The organism is Xanthomonas sp. MLO165, from assembly GCF_018831305.1.
Lineage (GTDB): Bacteria > Pseudomonadota > Gammaproteobacteria > Xanthomonadales > Xanthomonadaceae > Xanthomonas > Xanthomonas arboricola.
Genome location: NZ_CP029263.1, coordinates 3884347 through 3904719, shown reverse-complemented (window position 1 = coordinate 3904719; position 20373 = coordinate 3884347). Strand labels below are relative to the sequence as shown.

Here is a 20373-nt window from a genome sequence, read left to right as displayed (position 1 = left end):
CGCAGCGCGAACAGTGTGAGCACGGATAAACGAACGGCGCCTCCCGGCGCCGTTCGCATTGCATCGATTAACGCAGACTGCGCCTGTTGTTACGGGCGCACCTTGGTGGCACAGACAAACACCGCTGCCTGTTGAATGCGGCTGATCGCACCCTGGTTCTGCAACTCGCGTGCGTGCTCGTCCATGCAGGTCAGGTACCCCAGACGGTTGCCGGCGTTCTGCGACTTGCACAGGCTGTTTTCGGCCGAGATGTTGGCGCCGGGAATCAGCCCGCCGGTCTCCAGCGTCGGCACCAGCGTATTGCAGTTGCCCAGCTTGGCCAGCCCGCGATTGAGTGTCCAGCCGATATCGGCAAACAGCGCCGGGGTCAGGTCGATGTTCAGATGCGCCTGCACTTCCGGCGTATCGAACGGTTCCATCAACGCGTTCGGCTGCAGGTCGGTATCGAAGTGCGAGAACGTCGACCCGCCGGCTACCACGCTGGGCGAATACAGCCGCGTGCGGCCCGCGGTATCGGTGCCCTGCAACAGCTCGGGGTCTTCGTACAACGCCGCCACCACTCCGGCGCTGCCCTTCAGTCGCGCGCCATCGGTCTGCGAGACCATGATCGCCGGGATGGTGATGTCGGTGATCGGCGGGGCGGCATTGCCCATCGTCTGTACGCCGGCCGCGTTATTGGCCACGATCACGCCCACCGCACCGTTGAGCTGTGCGTTCTTGACCTTGATCGCGAACGCGCAGGTGCCACGGTCGATCAGCGCAACCTTGCCGGCCACCTCGGCCGCGTTGACGAACGGCGTTTCGCAACCATCGCTGGCCGATGCGGCAGCCACTCCGTCGTTGACCGTCACCACTGCGCGGGCCGGGAAATTGGCCGCCGTGGCCAGCGGCCCGAAGCTGGCAAAGCCCACCTCGAACTTGCCCGCCGCGCTGGCCGGTGCGCTCACCTGCAACAGGGTGCGCGGATCCAGGATCAGCGCCGCCTCGCGGTTGACGCGCGTGCCGGCCCACACCGTACGACCCGGCGTGCGCATCGCTTCGGCACGCAGCGCGTTGGTCATGGCCGGATCGTCGAAGCGCTTGTTCTGCACGTTGTCGTAGGCCTGCGCGGTGTAGACGTCGGTCAGGCCGCTGCCCGAGCCGAGCACGCCGGTGGTCTTGTTGAGAAAGCCCGCCGCACCCAGACCGTGGCCGATCTCGTGCATCACCACGTTGAGGAAGTTGATCTGGCCTTCGGGCGTCTTGCCGTCCAGGCCCAGGTACCAGCCCGAGCCGGCCAGGCAGTCGGGCTTGCCCAGATCGCCGTTGAATTGCGAGAACACGTCGGCCGGATCGCTGGGATCGGGGACCAGATCCTGCCCGGCGATCGCATCGCCCAGCGCGGACGGATACAGCGTATTGGGCTTGGAACCGGGGAAGTCGTTGACGATCCAGTTCGGGCCGGCCTGGCCCAGCGTGCCGCCGGTGGCGGTACAGGTCAGCCGCGCGAACGAGGCATACACCTTGATCTCGACATTGCTCTGTAGCACCGCGCCCCACAGATCCATCGCGTACTGGTAGGCGATGCGACGCTGCTCGCCGACCGAGCGCCCCGGATTGCCGCCCAACGGCGCTGCGCTGGTGGGATCGTTCAAGCCGACGCTGGTGCCGGCATCGCCATTGATCAGCGTGACATTGGCGGCGCTTGCATGCAGCGGCGCGATGGCCGCAGCCACGGCCAGGGACAACAGCAACAAGGGCTTATTCATGCGGCAGCGCTCCGTGCTCGGCGTGGGCGGGTTGGGTGTCGGCGTCTTCGCTGTGCTCGATGACGATGCGGCCATCGGCCTGACGGGTCGCCATCAGCGAACTCATCTGCGTGGCCGGCAACTTGCGCGCCACGGTGCCGTTGGGCAGGCGTCGCTCGGTCGCGCGTGCGGCAGATTCGGTCTGCGGAACCGCAGTGCGGGCAGCGCTGCTGCGGGCAGCCGACGCAGCCTGCTGATCCAGCGCCGCGCTCTCGGCGTCGGTCAGCGGGCGCAGCTTGCCGGTGACGGGATCGATACCCACCTTGGAACTGCTGGTTGCAGCCTCTTGCGCCACGGCCAGGGCCGGCAGGCAGGCGACGCACAACACACCGGACAGCATCCATCCGGGCTTACGAAAGCTCATCATCGTTGGGGTTTCCTTGAGTCCAACAGGGAAAAGGGACGCCGTGCAGACACCGGCATCGGGGGAATCCTTCCGTTTCAGTCTGTTCATGACTGAATCATGAATCCGTGATGTGTGTCAATCTTTTGACATATAGGCCGCTGAATGCGAAGCGAGAGCCTGAAACGGTCATCGCCGCAGTTGCGTTGGGAAATTTCCGGGGATTACAGCGGCAGCTGGCCCCAGATCGGCCAGATTTTTGACACGAACCAACCGGGCCGGAAGCCTCCCCAGCCCATGGTCTCGACGGACAATTCACGCCAGCCAAGATCTGGACGACTTATTCCCTTCTCCCCCGAGAGAAGGTGCCTCGAAGGTGCGGATGAGGGTACGAGCGAAGCCAGGTGGAGGTTGAGGGCAGGGTGCGAGTACGCCTGAGCTTCGCCCCGTACCCTCACCCCAACCCCTCTCCCGAGGGGAGAGGGGCTGTAGTCCGACCCGGCCAGTGGCCCGGCCTACGCAAGTAGCGCGGTCGTACCAATGCGCGCAAGCCATGCGTTGCCGGCCTGCTGGGAGATGCTTATGCCCGGCATCGGCGCGGGCTGCGCGTACGCTGCGCTGGCTCTGCACGCCGCGCGCCATTCGACCGCAGCGCGTTACAGTCTTGGTGACTCCGCGCACCAGGTTCCCATGCACGCCGTCATCTATCACACCCCCAACTGCGGGACCTCCCGCAATACGCTCGCCCTGATCCGCCACACCGGCATCGAACCGCAGATCGTCGATGACCTGCAGCACCCGCCCACCCGCGAAACGCTGCAGTCCCTGATCGCCGCCGCCGGCATCCCGGTTCGCGCGGCCATGCGTCAGAAAGGCACCCCGTATCTGGAACTGGGACTCGACGATCCCGCGCTGGACGACGCAGCGCTGCTGAGCGCAATGCTCCCGCATCCGATCCTGATCAACCGCCCCTTCGTGCAAACCGCATTGGGGACGCGCTTGTGCCACCCCTCCGAACGCGTGCTCGACCTGCTGCCGCACGCGACGAGCGGCTTCGTCAAGGAAGACGGCGAACGCGTGCTGGACGATGCCGGGCAACGCGTAACGGGCTGATAGACAGATACCCGAAACGCAGTCGCTCCACATCAAGCGCAGCCAACTCCGATCAAGCTGCGAAACGCCAAGCAGCGCCACTGACGCCCCAGCTACCAATCCCTAATCCCGATTCCCCAATCCCGACTCCCCAACCTCACCCCCACCTACCGCACAGGTCTTAAAATCGCCGCAACGTTTCCCGGGAGCAGTCAGATGATTCGCGAGATTATCCGCATGGGCGACAAGCGCCTGCTGCGCGTGGCGCCGCCGGTGACCAACCTGGGCAGTGCCGAGCTGCGCGCGCTGGTGGCCGAGATGTTCGAGACCATGGACGATGCGCGTGGCGTCGGCCTGGCCGCACCGCAGATCGCGGTGGACCTGCAGCTGATGGTGTTCGGCTTCGAGGCCAGCGAACGCTATCCCGATGCGCCGGCGGTGCCGCGCACCGCGTTGGCGAATGCGCAGATCGAACCGCTGTCGGAAGAAATGGAAAACGGCTGGGAAGGGTGTCTGTCGATTCCCGGCTTGCGTGCGGTCATTCCGCGCTATCGCCACATTCGCTACCGCGGCTTTGCGCCGGACGGCAGCCTGATCGAGCGCGAGGCCGAAGGCTTCCACGCACGCGTGGTGCAGCACGAGTACGACCATCTGGTCGGCCGCCTGTATCCCTCGCGGATCGAGAACTTCGCCACCTTCGGCTTCGAAGACGTGCTGTCCTACGACCTGTAGGCCATCGGTCGCAGCTGCACCCGGATGTGACAAGGGCGCCTTGCGGCGCCCTTGTCGTGCTTACTTGAGCGCCTTGAAGCGCAGACGCTTGGGACCTGCGTCATCGCCCATGCGGCGGCGCTTGTCTTCTTCGTACTCGCGGTAGTTGCCCTGGAAGAACTCCACGTGCGAGTCGCCTTCGAACGCCAGGATATGCGTGGCGATGCGGTCCAGGAACCAGCGGTCATGCGAGATCACGAAGGTGTTGCCCGGGAACTCCAGCAACGCATCTTCCAGCGCGCGCAGGGTCTCGATGTCCAGGTCGTTGGACGGTTCGTCGAGCAGCAGCACGTTGCCGCCCTGCAGCAGGGTCTTGGCCATGTGCAGACGACCGCGCTCACCACCGGACAGCGAGCCGACCATCTTCTGCTGGTCCTGGCCCTTGAAGTTGAAGCGGCCGATGTAGGCGCGCGACTGGATCTCCACGCCGTTGATGTTGAGGATGTCCAGGCCGCCGGCAATCTCCTGGAACACGTTGTGGTTGCCTTCCAGCTTGTCGCGGCTCTGGTCCACGTAGGACAGCTGCACGGTCGGGCCGACCACGATCTCGCCGGAATCGGGCTTCTCCGCGCCGGTGATCATCTTGAACAGGGTCGACTTACCGGCACCGTTGGGGCCGATGATGCCGACGATGGCGCCGGGCGGCACGATCATCGACAGATTGTCGATCAGCAGGCGGTCGCCGAACTTCTTGGAGACGTTCTTGAACTCCATCACCGCATTGCCCAGGCGCTCGCCTGGCGGGATGAAGATCTCGTTGGTCTCGTTGCGCTTCTGGTAGTCCACCGACTGCAGTTCTTCCAGGCGGGCCAGACGCGCCTTGCCCTTGGTGCGGCCGCCCTTGGCGTTCTGGCGCGACCATTCCAGTTCCTTCTGGATCGCCTTCTGGCGCGACTTTTCCTGGTTGTCTTCCTGCTTGAGGCGCTCGTCCTTCTGGGTCAGCCAGTCGGTGTAGTTGCCCTTCCACGGAATGCCGCGGCCGCGGTCCAGTTCCAGGATCCACTCGGCGGCGTTGTCGAGGAAGTAGCGATCATGCGTCACCGCCACCACGGTGCCGGTGTAGCGCGCCAGGAACTGCTCCAGCCATTCCACCGATTCGGCGTCCAGATGGTTGGTCGGTTCGTCGAGCAGCAGCATGTCCGGCTTCTGCAGCAGCAGGCGGCACAACGCCACGCGGCGCTTTTCGCCACCGGACAGCTTGCCGACCACCGCGTCCCACGGCGGCAGGCGCAGCGCATCGGCGGCCACGTCCAGCTGGTTTTCCAGGGTGTGCGCATCGCCGGCGGCCAGGATCGCTTCCAGGCGTTCCTGTTCCTTGGCCAGGGCGTCGAAATCGGCGCCTTCCTCGGCATAGGCCAGGTACACCGCATCCAGCGCGGCCTGGGCCTGCAGCACGTCGCCCACGCCTTCCTCGACCGCTTCGCGCACGGTGTGCTCGGGGTTGAGCTGCGGTTCCTGCGCCAGGTAGCCGACCTTGATGCCGGCCTGGGGACGGGCTTCGCCCTCGAAATCGGTATCCACGCCGGCCATGATCTTCAGCACCGTGGACTTGCCGGCGCCGTTCAGGCCCAGCAGGCCGATCTTGGCGCCCGGGAAAAAGCTCAGCGAGATGTCCTTGATGATCTGCCGCTTGGGCGGGACCACCTTGCTGACGCGGTTCATGGTGTAGATGTATTGCGACATGGGTGCTCCGTGGACGCAGGCAGCCCACCGGCCGGGGCCGGAGGCAGCGGAAAAGGGATTGCGCCGATTATACGGGCAACCGGCCTGGCTCGCGGCGGCGCGGCGGCAGCTAAACGGCAGCTTACCTTCCACCTGAATGGGCGTTTTCGTAATCGATTCCAGCAAGAATGCGTTAAGGCGGCCAGCGCCTTAATGAAATTGCGACATCGCAGACAGGAGCAATCCCATGAACCGCAAACGCATCGTGACTGTTGTGCTTTCCTCCATCCTGGCGCTGGGCTCCGTGGCCCCGGCAGCGTTTGCCGACGACTGGGGCCGCGGCCACGACCGTCGTGGTCATGATCGCGACGATCGCCACGACCGCGATCACCGTGGCAATTGGCGCAACGACCGCCGCGACTGGCACGACGAGCGCCGGGCCGACCGCCGCGATGACCGCCGTTACTACAGCAACGGCTACCGCGAGGGCTATCGCGATGCCCGTTATCAGGACCGTCGCTACGACCGCAACCGGGTCTATGTCTACGATCGCCCCAGCTACTACCGCCCCGGCCCGCCGCCGCGCCCGTACTGGGCCCGCGGTCAGCGTTACCACGGCCCGGTCTACGTGATCAACGACTACGATCGCTACAACCTGCGCCGCCCGCCGTATGGCTACCGTTGGCAGCGCGACAACACCGGCAATCTGCTGCTGGTGGCCATCGCCACCGGGGTGATCGCCGACCTGGTGCTCAACAACTAAGCCTGTCTACCGTCCGGGTCAGGCCTGGGTAGGCAGGGAACCCGCAAAGGCGCACTCCGGTGCGCCTTTGTCGTTCAGGGGGAACCTGCCATGGCGCGCCTGGCCTCGCCAGCGTCTCAATTGGTCACCTGTCCATGCGGGGGCTTACAATCTGCGCCCCTACTGGCAACAGCTGCCCCGGAGCTCTGCATGTTCTCGCGCGACGTCCGACTGGAAACCTACGACCCCGAACTGGCCCAGGCCATCGCTGCTGAAGCCGGCCGCCAGGAGGATCACGTCGAGCTGATCGCCAGCGAAAACTACTGCAGCCCGCTGGTGATGGAGGCCCAGGGCAGCCAGCTGACCAACAAGTACGCCGAAGGCTACCCGGGCAAGCGCTACTACGGCGGTTGCGAGTTCGTCGACATTGCCGAGCAGCTGGCGATCGAGCGCATCAAGCAGGTGTTCGGCGCCGATTATGCGAACGTGCAGCCGCATAGCGGCTCGCAGGCCAACCAGGCGGTGTATCTGGCGCTGCTGCAGCCCGGCGACACCATCCTGGGCATGAGCCTGGCCCACGGCGGTCACCTGACCCACGGCGCCAAGGTCAACGTCTCCGGCAAGCTGTTCAACGCTGTGCAGTACGGCGTCAACGAGCAGGGCCTGATCGACTATGACGAAGTCCAGCGACTGGCCACCGAGCACAAGCCGAAGATGGTCGTGGCCGGGTTCTCGGCGTATTCGCAGAAGATCGACTGGGCGCGTTTCCGCGCCATCGCCGACAGCGTCGGTGCGTATCTGTTCGTGGACATGGCGCATGTGGCCGGCCTGGTCGCCGCAGGCGTGTATCCGAGCCCGCTGGAGCATGCGCACGTGGTCACCTCGACCACGCACAAGACCCTGCGCGGCCCGCGCGGCGGCATCATCGTGGCCAAGGGCGCGAGCGAAGAGCTGCAGAAGAAGCTGCAGTCGATCGTGTTCCCCGGCATTCAGGGCGGCCCGCTGATGCACGTGATCGCGGCCAAGGCGGTGGCGTTCAAGGAGGCGCTGGAGCCGGAATTCAAGACCTACCAGCAGCAGGTGGTCAAGAACGCGCAGGCGATGGCCAACACGCTGATCGCGCGCGGCTACAAGATCGTGTCCGGCGGCACCGAAAATCACCTGATGCTGGTGGACATGATCGGCCGCGACGTCTCCGGCAAGGACGCAGAGGCCGCGCTCGGCAAGGCACACATCACCGTCAACAAGAACTCGGTGCCCAACGACCCGCGCTCGCCGTTCGTCACCTCCGGCCTGCGCCTGGGCACCCCGGCAATCACCACCCGCGGTTACCTGGAGCAGGACAGCATCGACCTGGCCAACTGGATCGCCGACGTGCTCGACGCCCCCAGCGACGAAGCGGTGCTGGCCAAGGTCCGCGACGCGGTGACTGCGCAGTGCAAGAAGTATCCGGTGTATGGCTGAGGTGCCGGGATTGGTGATTCGGGATTGGGGATGCGCGACAAGCGCGTCCTTGCTCCTGCTGTTGCCAATCCCCAATCCCCACTTCCCAATCTCGGCGACCTGATGCACTGCCCCTTCTGCCAGCACAACGACACCCGCGTGATCGATTCGCGGGTGTCCGAAGACGGGACGACGATTCGTCGGCGTCGCGAGTGCGAGGCGTGTGGCGAGCGTTTCAGCACCTTGGAAACGATCGAGCTCAAGCTGCCGACCGTGGTCAAGAGCGATGGCGGGCGCGAGGCGTTCGACGCGCGCAAGCTGCGCACCAGTTTCGACCGCGCGCTGCAGAAGCGCCCGGTGTCCGAAGAACAGATCGAAGCGGCAGTGCGCGCGGTGGTGCATCAGTTGCGTATGTCCGGCGAGCGCGAGGTGGGCTCGCTGCGGGTGGGCGAATACGTCATGGTCGAGCTGCGCAAGCTCGATCATGTGGGCTATGTGCGCTTCGCCTCGGTGTACCGCAGCTTTCAGGACGTGGCCGATTTCCGCGAGGAAATCGAAAAGCTCGAGCGCGAGCTCCCGGTCGGCATCGAGCAGTTGCCGTTGCTGGAAGCGGCCCTGGAGCGCGCCGGCAAGCCCGGCAAGCGGTGAGCGCCATGCGCATCGCGTGCGTGGCCGACACGCCGCAGCTGCTGCCCGCCATCGCGCAGGCGCATCTGCAGGCCTTCGGCAGTCTGTTGCCGGACTGGAATTTCGATCAGGCCTTGAGCGAGTTGCGCAGCCACACCCGCGACGGGGTGATCCCGACCACGTGGGTGGCGCTCGATCAGGCGCAGTGGCTCGGGTCGGTCAGCCTGCTGGAAAACGACGATTCGCGCATTCGGCAATGGTCGCCATGGCTGGCGTCGCTGTACGTGCAGCCGCAGGCGCGCGGGCAGGGCATCGGCGAGGCGCTGGTGACGCACTGCGTGCAGTCCGCCGCGCGCATGGGCGTGCCGGCGTTGTACCTGTATTGCCAACCAGTGCTGGTGCCGTTTTATCAGCGGCTGGGCTGGCAGACGCATGCAGAATTACTGCTGGGGCCGATGCAGATCGTGGTGATGTGTATCGAACCGCAAGCGGCAACGCAATGAGCGCAACGGCCGACGACCATCGCTGGATGGCGCAGGCATTGCGCCTGGCCGAGCGTGGCGCCTACACCACCCGCCCCAATCCGATGGTTGGCTGCGTGATCGTGCGCGATGGCGTGTGCGTGGGCGAGGGCTTTCATCAACGTGCCGGCGGCCCGCATGCGGAAGTGTTCGCGCTGCGCGCGGCCGGCGCGCTGGCGCGTGGCGCCACCGCCTACGTCACGCTGGAGCCGTGTGCGCACTACGGACGCACGCCGCCCTGTGCCCTGGCCTTGATCGATGCCGGCATTGCGCGTGTGGTTGCGGCGATGGCCGACCCGTTTCCGCAGGTCAACGGCGGCGGGTTTGCGCTGATGCGCGAGGCCGGAATCGAAGTGCTCAGTGGTGTCCTGCAAACACAGGCGCGCGCGCTGAATCGTGGGTTTCTGTCACGGGTGGAGCGTGGGCGGCCGTGGTTGCGGGTCAAGCTCGGCGCCAGCCTGGATGGGCGTACGGCGCTGGCCAGCGGTGAATCCAAGTGGATCACCGGAAGTGACGCGCGCGCAGACGTGCAGCGCTGGCGCGCGCGTGCGGGCGCGATCCTCACTGGTGCGGGCACGGTGCTGGCCGACGACCCCTCCATGACGGTGCGGCTGGGCGATGACACGCCGGTCGTGCCGCCGCTACGCGTGGTGCTCGATGCCGGGCTACGGACGTTGGCGTGCAGGAACCTGCGTCAGGGCGATGCGCCCACGCTGTATCTGCATGGCGAGGATGTCGCCGCGCCGTCGCTGGACGATGCGCAGTTCCTTGCGATGCCGTTGCAAGCCGGCCGCTTCGATCTGGCGGCGGTGGTGGCACTGCTTGGCGAGCGCGGCATCAACGAGGTGCATGTGGAAGCCGGCGCAACGCTGGGTGGTGCGCTGCTGCAGGCCGGCCTGGTAGACGAACTGCTGGTCTACATGGCGCCGGTACTGCTGGGCGATACCGCCAGGCCGCTGCTGGCCGGGCTGGGCATTGAGACGATGGCGCAGCGCGCTGCGTTGCAGCTGCTGGATGTGCGCCAGCTGGGTCAGGATCTGCGTCTGCGCTATGCGCCGGTTGTTGCCGGGTGAGCGCTGCATGGCGCGCGCGATGCAGCGCAGCTGTGCTGTTGCGCGCATGAAAAAGGCCCCGCATGCGGGGCCTTGGTGTATATGCGACGCGCCGATCAGAAGCTCGCGCGCACGCCGACCTTGTACTGGTTGGCGTCGTCGATGAACTGCGCTTCGGCGACCAGGCCCCAGGTGCGGGTGAAGTTGACCTGACCACCCAGGGTGCCGACGAACTCGCCTTCGTCCACGTCGCTACCGTCGATATAGCCGGCCTTGATCCAGGCTTCGGTCCGCGGCGAGGGCTTGCCGCGCAGGCCCAGGTTGGCGAAGCCCAGGTTGGTCGAATCGGATGCCTTGTCGATCGAACGGCCGCGCAGGCGCAGATCGGATTCGACCTTGGTGCGCAGCACGCTGATGTCGGCGGTGAACTCGACGCGCTCGGTCATTTCCTGGCGGTAACCGATACCCGCCGTGGCCTGCTGCAGGGTGCCGTCGATCACGAAGCCGCTGCCGAGGTTGTAGTCCTTGGTGGCACGCTCGTAGCTGGCCAGCAGGTAGACCGGCTGGGCAATCTGCCAGGAGCCGCGGATGTAGCCGCCTTCGATGTCGTCGGACGCGTCGTTGACGTTGATTTCGGTCCGGTTCCAGCCGCCTTCGACGTAGGAATAACTCAGGCCTTCGGCCGATGCGGCAAACGGTGCGGCGGCCAGCAGGGCAGCCAGAATCAGGGTGTTACGCATTGGATGTCTCTCTCCGAATTGATGTCCGTGTCTCCGTCCCGTTGCGGGAGGGAAAAAAGCGACGTCTCCCGTCGCGGCGCGTAAATTAACAGATCCTTCACAATCCTGGCTATGGGGGATTTCCCCACATGACGCAGTGTCCTGTCAGCCTTGGCCCACGCTCAGCCATCGCGCCGATGTGCCCTGTTAGACTTTGCGCACCGGTTCGCCGGTACTCACGAACGTCTTCAGGGCGGGGTGCGATTCCCCACCGGCGGTAGGCATGCGCAAGCATGCGAGCCCGCGAGCGCTTGCACTTCAGGGTTGAGCGGATCCACGCGAAACCCCTGCTGCGCAAGGTCAGCAGATCCGGTGCGATGCCGGGGCCGACGGTATAGTCCGGATGAAAGAAGACGGCCAACGCGCAGCCTTGCGGCTGTGCGCGCGCCTGTTTGCCTTGTGGCGTTTTTCGCTCAACTCCTGCGAGAAACGACTATGTCCATGCGTCACCCGTCGCGCTGCGTCGCGATCTTTCACTGCACTCCGTCCGCACTGTCGTCATCCACGACGGGGGTGCGCTGATGTTTACCGGAATCATCGAAGGCGTCGGCCATCTGGCGGCGCGCCAGCCGCAGGGCGGCGATGTGCGTTTCACCTTCGCCACCGGCAACCTGCCGTTCGAGGCGGTACAGCTGGGCGAGAGCATTGCCGTCAACGGCGTGTGCCTGACCGTGATCGCTTTCGACGCGGGCAGCTTCCAGGCCGATGCCTCCACCGAAACCCTGTCGCTGACCACGTTGGGCGCCTTACCGGAAGGCGCGTTGCTCAACCTGGAGCGCGCGATGCGCCCGACCGACCGCCTCGGCGGGCATCTGGTCAGCGGGCATGTCGACGGCCTGGGCCAGGTGCAGTCGGTACATGGCGATGCGCGCGCGCAGCGCTGGCGGTTTGCCGCCCCGCCGGCGGTGTTGCGCTATGTCGCCAAGAAGGGCTCGATCTGCGTGGACGGGGTCAGCCTCACCGTCAATGAAGTGGACGCGGATGGCTTCGAGGTCGCGTTGATTCCGCACACGGTGGCCAATACCGCGTTTGCGCAGACCGCAGTTGGCGCGCAGGTGAATCTGGAAATCGACCTGGTGGCGCGCTATGTCGAACGCCTGCTGGGCACGCGGGGTGCGGCATGAATTTCGCACCCGTTCCGGAATTGATCGAGGAACTGCGCGCCGGCCGCATGGTGGTGATCGTCGATGACGAGGATCGCGAGAACGAAGGCGATCTGATCATGGCGGCCGAGCTGGTCAAGCCGTCGGACATCAATTTCATGGTGACCCACGCGCGCGGGCTGGTGTGTCTGTCGCTGACCCGCGAGCGCTGCGCGCAGCTCGGCCTGGCGCCGATGGTGCGCAACAACACCGCGCAGTTCCAGACCAACTTCACCGTCAGCATCGAGGCGGCCGAAGGCGTGACCACCGGCATCTCCGCCTACGACCGCGCACACACCGTGCGCACCGCGGTGCGGCCGGATGCCAAACCGCAGGATCTGAGCCAGCCGGGGCATATCTTCCCGCTGATCTCCCAGCCCGGCGGCGTGCTGACCCGCGCCGGCCATACCGAAGCGGCCAGCGACCTGCCGATGCTGGCCGGGCTGGAACCGGCCGGCGTGCTGGTGGAAGTGCTCAACCCGGACGGCAGCATGGCGCGCCGCCCGCAGCTGGAAGTGTTCGCGCGCGAGCACGGGCTGAAGATGGGCTCGATCGCCGATCTGATCGCCTACCGCCTGGCCAACGAGCACACCGTCGAGCGCGTGGACGAGCGCGAGATCAGCACCGAGTTCGGCCCGTTCACGCTGGTGACCTACCGCGACCGCATCGCCCACGACCTGCACTTTGCGCTGGTGCGCGGCACTGCCGATCCGGCCACGCCGACGCTGGTGCGTGTGCAGGTGGAAAACCCGCTGGCCGATCTGCTGCACTGGCAGCGCGACGACTTCGGCGTGGCCGCCACCGATGCCTTGCGTGCGATCGCCGCCGAAGGGCAGGGCGTGATGGTGGTGCTGTCGGCGCCGCGCGACAGCGAATCCTTGCTGGCGCGGTTGCGCCAGCAACCGGAAGCGGCCACCAACGCCAAGGACGTCAGCCAGTGGCGGCGCAACGGGGCCGGGGCGCAGATCCTGGCCGAACTGGGCCTGGGCAAGCTGCGCGTGCTGGGCACGCCGCGGCGTCAGGTGGGCCTGGCCGGGTTCGGGCTGGAGGTGGTGGAGTACCTGGAATGCCACGCGGGCGAAGGGGTGCGCTCGGTGCCGGCGGCCGCGCTGCCCTGACGTGGCGCGGGCGGCCTGGAGCCGCCGTTGTCCGGTGGTTGCAGGGCGCGCAACAGGAACCGCGCTGTCCGAGTGGTTCGCGCGGTTGCTGCGTATCGACCCTGCCAGCTGCGAGCTGCACAGCCCGTGCTGCGCGCTCCACATTCGTTTCCTGGCGACATGGCCGGGGCTGCTTCGGCACCCCGGCCGCCACGTACCGGCCGGGCCAGGGCCCCGCAGCTGTTAAACTTGCCGCCCCCTCGAGTTGCCGACCCGCATGACCCACTACGAAGGCGATCTCCGCCCCACCACCGCGCGCTTTGCGATCATCGCCAGCCGCTGGAATGCCCGCATCACCGACGCGCTGGTCACCGGTGCGCGTCAGAGCCTGGCCGGCAACGGCATCGGCGAGGACGCCATCGACGTGATCCGCGTGCCGGGCGCCTGGGAAATTCCGATCGCCGCCAACCGCCTGGGGCAATCCGGACAGCATGCGGCGATCATCGCGCTGGGCTGCGTGATCCGCGGCGACACCCGCCACTACGAACACGTCGCCGACCTCTGTGCCGAAGGCCTGATGAGCGTGCAGTTGCAGACCGGCGTGCCGGTGCTCAACGGCGTGCTCGCGGTCGAGCGCGTGGAAGATGCCGAGGCGCGTGCCGGTGGCAGCCATGGCAACAAGGGCGAAGAATGCGCGCTTGCGGCATTGGAACTGGTCAATTTGATGGAGTTGTTGCCATGAGCAAGTCCGGTGGACACGCCCGCCACGTCCGTCGCGACGGCATCGACCCGGTGCTGCGTTCGCGCGCGCGTCGGCGTGCCTTGCAGGCGGTGTATGCCTGGCAGATTTCCGGCGGGTTCGCCAAGCAGGTGATCTCGCAGTTTGCGCATGAGCAGGCGCACGAAGTGGCCGACCTGGCCTATTTCGAAAACCTGGTCGAAGGCGTGCTGAGCAACCGCGCCGAGCTGGATACCGCGCTGACCCCGTATCTGGATCGCGGCGTGGAAGAAGTCGACGCGATCGAGCGCGCAGTGCTGCGTCTGGCTGCCTACGAGCTGCTGTATCGCCAGGACGTGCCGTACCGCGTGGTGATCAACGAAGCGATCGAAACCGCCAAGCGCTTCGGCTCCGAGCACGGCCACACCTACGTCAACGGCGTGCTGGATCGCGCCTCGGTGGAGTGGCGCAAGGTGGAGTCGGGCGCCAGCGGCGCTAGCGGCGCCTGAAGCGCCTCGGGATTGGGCAGTTTGGATTGGGGATTGGCCGCGGCGCTGCTCCCTGCCAAAGTGCGCCGTGACCAATCCCCACTGCCAAATCCCCAATCCCGGCCCTTCAAATGCCCGAATTCGATCTAATTGCCCGCTTGCGCGCGCGCATTGCGGCGCGTGCGGATGTGCCGTTGGGGATTGGCGACGATGCGGCGCTGCTGCAGCCGCCGCCGGGTGAGCAACTGGCGATCACCGCCGATACGCTCAATGCGGGCGTGCATTTCCCGCACGAGACGCGTGCCGAGGATCTGGGCTGGAAGACGCTGGCGGTCAATCTGTCCGACCTGGCGGCGATGGGCGCGCAGCCGCGCTGGTGCACCCTGTCGCTGTCGTTGCCGCACGACGATGCTGCCTGGGTCGACGCATTCGCCGATGGATTCTTTGCACTGGCCGATGCGCATGACATTGCGCTGGTCGGTGGCGACACCACGCGCGGGCCGTTGGCGTGTGCGGTGACCGCGATCGGCAGCCTGCCGCCGGGCGCGGCGCTGCGTCGCGATGGCGCGCGTGTGGGCGACGACGTCTGGGTCACCGGCGCGCCGGGCGAGGCGGCGGCGGCCTTGTCGCTGTGGCAGGCCGGCCAGCTGGACGTGACCTGCGCGGCGGCCGATCCGTTGCACGAACTGTGGCGCGGCCGGCTGCTGCGCCCGCAGCCGCGCGTGCAGGCCGGGCTGCGCTTGCGTGGGCTTGCGCATGCCTGTGTGGACATCTCCGACGGCTTGCTCGCCGATCTGGGCCATCTGTGCGAACGCAGCGGCGTGGGCGCGCAGCTGGCGCTGGCGGCACTGCCGGCGATGCCGCGCAGTACCGGGATCAGTGCGCTGCAATGCATCGGTTGGCAACTCGGCGGCGGCGACGACTACGAGCTGTGCTTCACCGCCGCCGTGCAACACCGCGACGCGGTGGTGCAGGCGATGGACTTCGCCGGAGTCGCGGTGACGCGCATCGGCCAGATCGTCGCCACGCCGGGCGTGGTGGTCCACGACGCCGACGGCAACCCGTGGCAACCGCCGCAGCGCGGGTATCAGCACTTCGTGGGCTGAGCTGAGCGCGCGGGAGGCGTGGCGCGGGCGTGCTGCATTGCAGCCAACGTCTGCAGGTCGGGAGCGGCCATGCGATGGCGTCCGCCGGCTTGCACTTCAGCACGTGCCAGCCATTGCGGCGCCTACGCTCCCGAATCCCGAATCCCGGCCCTTGAGCCATACCGTACCGTCTGGTACGTTCGCGACGTTCTCCCCCGAACCACGGATGCATGGCAGTTGCCGCTGGGCCATCCCGGCCCGGCCTTGCGTGGGAGAGATCCGCATGAACAAGCGTTGGATCGGAGGCATCGCCGCACTGGCGTTGCTGGTGGCATCGGCGTCGGCGGTGGCGGGCGCTTTCAGCAAGACCTACGAACGGATTCCCGGCTGGGACGGCGCGCCGATGGGCGCACTGGTCTTGGTGCCGCAAGGGCAGGGCAGCGGGCCGTTTCCGCTGATCGTGATGCCGGCCAGTTGGTCGTTGCCGAATCTGGAGTACCTCGGCCGCGCGACCCAATTGGCCAGCGATGGCTACGTGGTCGTCAGCTATACCTCGCGCGGGTTCTGGGATTCGGCCGGGCAGATCGATATCGCCGGCGCCGACACCGTGGAAGACGTCAGCGCGGTGATCGACTGGGCGCTGGCGCATACGCCGGCCAATGCGAATGCGATCGGTGCGTCGGGCATCTCGTATGGCGCGGGCATCAGCCTGCTGGCGGCCGAGCGCGATCCGCGCATCAAGGCCGTGGCTGCGCTCAGCGGCTGGGCCGATCTGGAAGCGTCGCTGTATTCCAACCGCACCGTCAGCCAGCAAGGCGTTGGGCTGTTGGTCGGTGCCGGCGCGTTGACCGGACGTCCCGGCCCGGATCTGGCGCAGATCAGCACACGGGTTGCCGTTGGCGATTACGACGGCGCCGTGCAGGGCTTCCTGCCGCAGGCCGCGTCGCGCAGCCCGGCAAGCGATGTGGCCGCGCTCAATGCGCGTGGCACGGCGGTGCTGCTGGGCAATGCCTTCAACGACGGCCTGTTTCCGCCGAACCAGACCATCGCATTCTTCAATCAGTTGCGCGGGCCCAAGCAGTTGCTGCTCAGCCAGGGCGATCACGCCACCGCAGAGCTGCCGGGCGCGCTCGGCCTGCCCAACGAGGTCTACACGGCGACCACGCGCTGGTTCGATCGTCATCTCAAGCAGCTGCGTAACGGCGTGGACAGCGAAGCGCCGGTGCGGTTGTCGCCGCGCGCGGGGCAATGGCTGGAGTACGCGGACTGGGCGTCGGTGCAACAGGGCAACACGCGCCTGGGGTTATCCGCACCGTCCGGATTGCTCAGCCCCACCGGCGGTTTGATCGGCGGCACCGCCAGCGGATGGCAATCGCGCATTGCCACCGATGTGCCGACGTTGGCCGACTCGGGCGTGGTCCTGGTCAGTGGCCTGTTGCAAGGCATCGGTGTGCCGGTCACCACCTCGATTCCGTTGGTCAATCGCATCGGCGCGGCAGTGTGGGTGGGTGCGCCATCGAACACGCTACGGCGGCTGGCCGGCAGTCCATCGCTGCGCGTGACCGTGGTACCCAGCCAACCGAAAGTGAGCCTGTTCGCGTATCTGTATCGCATGGACGCGCTAGGCGTGGCGCAACTGATCACGCATGCGCCGTACTCGCTACGCGGGGTCACGCCAGGCCGCGCAGTGACGCTGGATTGGTCGCTGCAAGCGGCTGCTGCGGAGATTCCGGCAGGGCAGCGCCTGGTGCTGGTGATCGACACGCAGGACGTGCGCTACACCGATGCCAGCGACGGCGGCGGCACGGTGACGTTTACCTCGCCGGCGGCAACGCCATCGGTATTGAACGTGCCGCTGCGGTAACGCTGCGCTGGGCTAACTCGGATGGTGCAGCGTCCGGCCATTGTCCCAATGCAAGCCGAGCAACGCGCAAGCTTTGGAAAGTATCGATTAACTCTCAGGTGCGTTGTCCTCGCCGCTTGCGGGACCCTTGGCGGCACGGATGCCGCCTACTGAGCTTCCAGGTTTGGATTCACGGCGTGTCCCGCAAGTGATGAGGGTGCTGCGCGCTCGACTAACCGGAATTTTGGCCGCATCTAACAAACGAGGCTGTGACCCGACTGTTGACTGTCTTGTGTCTGGAAGTAAATTGCCCGCACGGATAGATCAGTTGTAGAGCGGTTGGTCTGCGGCTTGGCTGCAGGGCCCTTGCCCGCCCACCCTCGCGGGACACGCCGCAAGTACGTCCGTGTAGGCTCTTACGCGGCATCCATGCCGCGTAAGGTCCCGCGACGGTGGGCGGGCAAGGACCTGTCGAGATAGTTGGTGTGTTTAGGCAAGCTAGGCATGACATGTCGAGATGGTCGGTGTGCGTGGTTGTCTTTGGAGATCCGGGGTGCGCGGATAGGTCAGCTGTAGATCGGCGTGTCCTGAAGCCGGCGAGGGCGCCGCGCGCCGGCCTTGTTTTCAGGCCGAAAAGGTATGCGGTTCGGCTGCAAATGCCACGGCCAGTGCACCCTTGCCGACGTTGACCATGCCGGTCAGGCTCATCACGCTTTCGAACAATTCCACGTTGTGGGTCTGACAGGCGCTTTGCAGGGCGGCGTAGCCGGGCAGGGCGTGCAGCTCGGCCAGTTCGCCGCCGTAGCCCACGCAGACGGTCGGTGTCATCAAGCCCTCGCGGATCTTGCGCACGGTGAAGCCGAACAGCTTTTCGGTCGACGGCTCGAAGCCTTTCAACTTGGCCACCGGTTCGGTGACGCCGCGGTAGGCGCGCAGCACTGGCTTGATGTCCAGCGCAGTGCCCAGCGCGGCGCTGATTAGGCCCACGCTGCGATCGCCCTTGGTGCGTGCACGCGCACGCAGGTAGTAGAGATCGCGCGGAATCATGTAGCCGTAGGTGTGTTCGGCCAGCTGTTCGAGCCGGCTGCGGATTGCCGCCACGCCCTGACCCTGCGCGCGCAGGCGTACCGCTTCCACTGCGGTGATGCCCTGGCCGGCAAACAGGTTGAGCGTATCGATCACGCGCAGCGCGAACGGCGAGGTGTGGCCGGCGGCCTGCCGGATCGGCTTGTAATCGTTGAGGATCGCGAAGCTGGCCTGCATCGCGTTATCGAAGATCTGGCTGCGCAGCTTGGAGATGGTCAGGCAGAACACGTGGTCGTAGTCGATGACCAGCCGTTGCAGGAACAGGTCGCGAATCTGGTTGACCGAAAACGGCGTAGTTTCCGCTTCGTGCCCACGCTCGGCCACATGTGCCTGCAGAAAGCTCAGCGTCGCTTCCTCATCGCGGTGATCGGCCAATACCGCTTCGCCGATACGTACGCTGATCGGCAATACGATGACGTTGTTTTGCTGAATGAAGTCCTGCGGCAAATCGCAGGCACTGTCCACCACGATTCCGATGCGCATCGTCGCCCCCTCCGGCTGTTGCGTTATCTGTAACTGCGAACGCTATCGCAAAACAGCGGAGGCGAGTAGGGCTGCGGTCGAAGGCCGGGTGCCGAAGCGCGCAAGCCGCGGACGGGAGCCTGGCGCGCGGTCATCAGGCAAGCTCGACGGAGGCGAATGGACCGCAGCAAGCAGCTGCAGGCGCTGTCAAAACGCAGATCGCCCCGATGTGGCTCCGCAGCATTGGCATGCACCGCGCCGTCATGCAGATGACCGGTACACGCTGTCGCACTGCGATTTACCTTGCGAACTGAGGATCGGCGCACGCTTCGGCTGCAAGGTGGCGCCCGCTATCGCAGATGACGAGCGAGGCCTGCTGCAATTGCTATAGCTCCCGTCACAACGCCGCTGCTAGGGTCCGACGCGACCGCTGCAAAGCGGCTCTCGACGCTGCCGCACCGGCATCGCCGCGCTGAACTTACTCGGAGAGAGTCAACATGCAAAACAGCCAATCCAGCACCCTTACTCAGACTGGCGCACAGGCGCCTACTACACGGCGGCGCGCATCGCGCTGGTGGAAGGCTGCACTGGCCGTGGGTCTGGTCGCGCTGACGCCGGCGGCGCTGGCCGGTCCCTACAAGATCTTTGGTAACCACTATGCGTGGGTCAATAATTTCAACGATCCCAACAACATCATCCAGGGCACGTTCGGCACCGGCAGCACGCCCGAGCTGACCGTCACCTTCAACTTCGCCGACTACAATCTCTACGGCTATCCGGCGATCGTGCGCGGCTGGCATTACGACTGGAACCCGACCAGCGACACGCTGTTTCCGCGGCAGATTTCCTCGCTGAGCAAGATCCCGCTCAAGTTCACCTACAGCGCCGGCGGGACCAATCTCGCAGGCGACTTTGCCTACGACATCTTCTTCCGCTGGGATACCGCCAAGGGCAACCCGCAGCTGGAAGTGATGATCTGGGGCGACCACAACTCCTGGCCGATCGGCACACTGACTGCCAGCAAGGTGATCACCGCGGGCGGGCGTACCTTCGACCTGTGGGAGGGCTTCAACTCCGGCGCCGGCTATTACGTCTATACGTTCATCCCGACCGGCACCGCCGGGCAGGCCACGCTCAAGACCAGCGGCAGCCTCAACGTGGACGCCAAGCCCTTCCTCAACTGGCTGCAGACCAACCGGTCCAAGGATGGGCGCTACAACAACAGCATGTACCTGCATGCAGCCGAAGCCGGTTTCGAAGTGGTGCGCGGCAATGGCTGGGCCAAGGTGAGCGCGACGCTGGATGCGCAGTAAGCACGATGCCCATCGGCGACATGGCCGAGGTGCGTCATTAGCGTAGAGACCGGCGTGCAGCACACCGCACGCCGGTGATCGCACCTGCGGCGCTGGCCTGACAATCGTCGACGATTGCAGGCCGCTTGAGAGCCAACGAGGTGGCATGTGCGCGACGCACGCATTGCATGCCTCGCGTCCTGGCTGCCGACGGCTCGCGCAGCAGATCGACTGACGGCAGTCGGGCAGGCCGAGTCAGCGCGCAGGTCATATGCATGGCGACGTGCATCGACCGTGCAGTGTGAGGGTCTGCCGCTTCCGGAATCTCATGCACCGCCGCA

Annotated in this window: 19 protein-coding genes and 1 riboswitch; of the genes, 14 read left to right on the top strand and 5 right to left on the bottom strand. The window is 66.0% G+C overall.

Annotation, left to right across the window (positions count from 1 at the left end; translation table 11 throughout):
* Positions 1-89: 89 nt before the first annotated feature.
* Positions 90-1748: a PA domain-containing protein gene (locus tag DGN21_RS16300; protein WP_126966657.1), complete on the bottom strand. Its 1659-nt coding sequence runs from the start codon at positions 1746-1748 to the stop codon at positions 90-92.
* On the bottom strand, positions 1741-2154 hold the full coding sequence (locus DGN21_RS16295; RefSeq protein ID WP_160955008.1) for a hypothetical protein: 414 nt from the start codon (positions 2152-2154) through the stop codon (positions 1741-1743). Before DGN21_RS16295 ends, DGN21_RS16300 begins: the two co-directional genes overlap by 8 nt.
* Positions 2155-2820: 666 nt before the next feature.
* Between DGN21_RS16295 and arsC the strand changes: the two genes are divergently transcribed.
* Positions 2821-3243 carry an arsenate reductase (glutaredoxin) gene (gene arsC / locus DGN21_RS16290; protein WP_184577448.1) on the top strand — a complete coding sequence of 141 codons (423 nt, stop codon included), beginning with the start codon at positions 2821-2823 and terminating at the stop codon, positions 3241-3243.
* Positions 3244-3438: 195 nt separating this feature from the next.
* A complete protein-coding gene (def, locus tag DGN21_RS16285; RefSeq protein WP_215824991.1) occupies positions 3439-3954 on the top strand; it encodes a peptide deformylase in 516 nt (171 codons plus the stop codon).
* Between the two features lie 60 nt (positions 3955-4014).
* Here the strand turns inward: def and ettA are convergent, their stop codons facing one another.
* Complete coding sequence (ettA, locus tag DGN21_RS16280; protein WP_024940592.1) at positions 4015-5676, bottom strand: energy-dependent translational throttle protein EttA; 1662 nt, start codon at positions 5674-5676, stop codon at positions 4015-4017.
* 226 nt (positions 5677-5902) lie between these two features.
* On the opposite strand from ettA, the gene DGN21_RS16275 reads away from it, so the two are divergent.
* The 5 genes from DGN21_RS16275 to ribD all read left to right on the top strand — a co-directional run bounded on the left by DGN21_RS16275 (position 5903) and on the right by ribD (position 10061).
* Positions 5903-6418, top strand: a complete 516-nt coding sequence (locus tag DGN21_RS16275; protein ID WP_024940591.1) for an RcnB family protein — start codon at positions 5903-5905, stop codon at positions 6416-6418.
* 189 nt (positions 6419-6607) lie between these two features.
* On the top strand, positions 6608-7861 hold the full coding sequence (gene glyA / locus DGN21_RS16270; protein ID WP_046344297.1) for a serine hydroxymethyltransferase: 1254 nt from the start codon (positions 6608-6610) through the stop codon (positions 7859-7861).
* A gap of 102 nt (positions 7862-7963) precedes the next feature.
* Complete coding sequence (gene nrdR / locus DGN21_RS16265) at positions 7964-8488, top strand: transcriptional regulator NrdR (protein WP_006453216.1); 525 nt, start codon at positions 7964-7966, stop codon at positions 8486-8488.
* Positions 8485-8970 carry a GNAT family N-acetyltransferase gene (locus tag DGN21_RS16260; RefSeq protein ID WP_160955006.1) on the top strand — a complete coding sequence of 162 codons (486 nt, stop codon included), beginning with the start codon at positions 8485-8487 and terminating at the stop codon, positions 8968-8970. The genes nrdR and DGN21_RS16260 overlap by 4 nt, the downstream gene beginning before the upstream one ends.
* Positions 8967-10061, top strand: a complete 1095-nt coding sequence (gene ribD / locus DGN21_RS16255) for a bifunctional diaminohydroxyphosphoribosylaminopyrimidine deaminase/5-amino-6-(5-phosphoribosylamino)uracil reductase RibD (RefSeq protein WP_126966660.1) — start codon at positions 8967-8969, stop codon at positions 10059-10061. Before DGN21_RS16260 ends, ribD begins: the two co-directional genes overlap by 4 nt.
* A gap of 95 nt (positions 10062-10156) precedes the next feature.
* Here the strand turns inward: ribD and DGN21_RS16250 are convergent, their stop codons facing one another.
* On the bottom strand, positions 10157-10780 hold the full coding sequence (locus DGN21_RS16250) for a hypothetical protein (RefSeq protein ID WP_215824990.1): 624 nt from the start codon (positions 10778-10780) through the stop codon (positions 10157-10159).
* Between the two features lie 219 nt (positions 10781-10999).
* A riboswitch (FMN riboswitch) is annotated at positions 11000-11178 on the top strand.
* 162 nt (positions 11179-11340) lie between these two features.
* On the opposite strand from DGN21_RS16250, the gene DGN21_RS16245 reads away from it, so the two are divergent.
* The 6 genes from DGN21_RS16245 (at position 11341) to DGN21_RS16220 (ending at position 17213) form a co-directional block, all read left to right on the top strand.
* A complete protein-coding gene (locus DGN21_RS16245; protein WP_054592512.1) occupies positions 11341-11943 on the top strand; it encodes a riboflavin synthase in 603 nt (200 codons plus the stop codon).
* A complete protein-coding gene (gene ribB, locus DGN21_RS16240; RefSeq protein WP_039525502.1) occupies positions 11940-13079 on the top strand; it encodes a 3,4-dihydroxy-2-butanone-4-phosphate synthase in 1140 nt (379 codons plus the stop codon). Before DGN21_RS16245 ends, ribB begins: the two co-directional genes overlap by 4 nt.
* 256 nt (positions 13080-13335) lie before the next feature.
* Positions 13336-13800 carry a 6,7-dimethyl-8-ribityllumazine synthase gene (gene ribH, locus DGN21_RS16235; RefSeq protein ID WP_005997267.1) on the top strand — a complete coding sequence of 155 codons (465 nt, stop codon included), beginning with the start codon at positions 13336-13338 and terminating at the stop codon, positions 13798-13800.
* A complete protein-coding gene (gene nusB / locus DGN21_RS16230) occupies positions 13797-14285 on the top strand; it encodes a transcription antitermination factor NusB (protein WP_024940797.1) in 489 nt (162 codons plus the stop codon). Before ribH ends, nusB begins: the two co-directional genes overlap by 4 nt.
* Before the next feature lie 110 nt (positions 14286-14395).
* Positions 14396-15370: a thiamine-phosphate kinase gene (gene thiL, locus DGN21_RS16225; RefSeq protein ID WP_054592513.1), complete on the top strand. Its 975-nt coding sequence runs from the start codon at positions 14396-14398 to the stop codon at positions 15368-15370.
* Positions 15371-15632: 262 nt separating this feature from the next.
* Positions 15633-17213, top strand: coding sequence for a CocE/NonD family hydrolase (locus DGN21_RS16220; RefSeq protein WP_126966662.1), 1581 nt, complete (start codon positions 15633-15635; stop codon positions 17211-17213).
* 603 nt (positions 17214-17816) lie between these two features.
* Here DGN21_RS16220 and DGN21_RS16215 read toward each other — a convergent pair.
* Complete coding sequence (locus DGN21_RS16215; protein WP_126966663.1) at positions 17817-18761, bottom strand: DegV family protein; 945 nt, start codon at positions 18759-18761, stop codon at positions 17817-17819.
* Between the two features lie 476 nt (positions 18762-19237).
* On the opposite strand from DGN21_RS16215, the gene DGN21_RS16210 reads away from it, so the two are divergent.
* Complete coding sequence (locus DGN21_RS16210) at positions 19238-20053, top strand: cellulase (RefSeq protein WP_046344285.1); 816 nt, start codon at positions 19238-19240, stop codon at positions 20051-20053.
* The last annotated feature ends 320 nt before the right edge of the window (positions 20054-20373 follow it).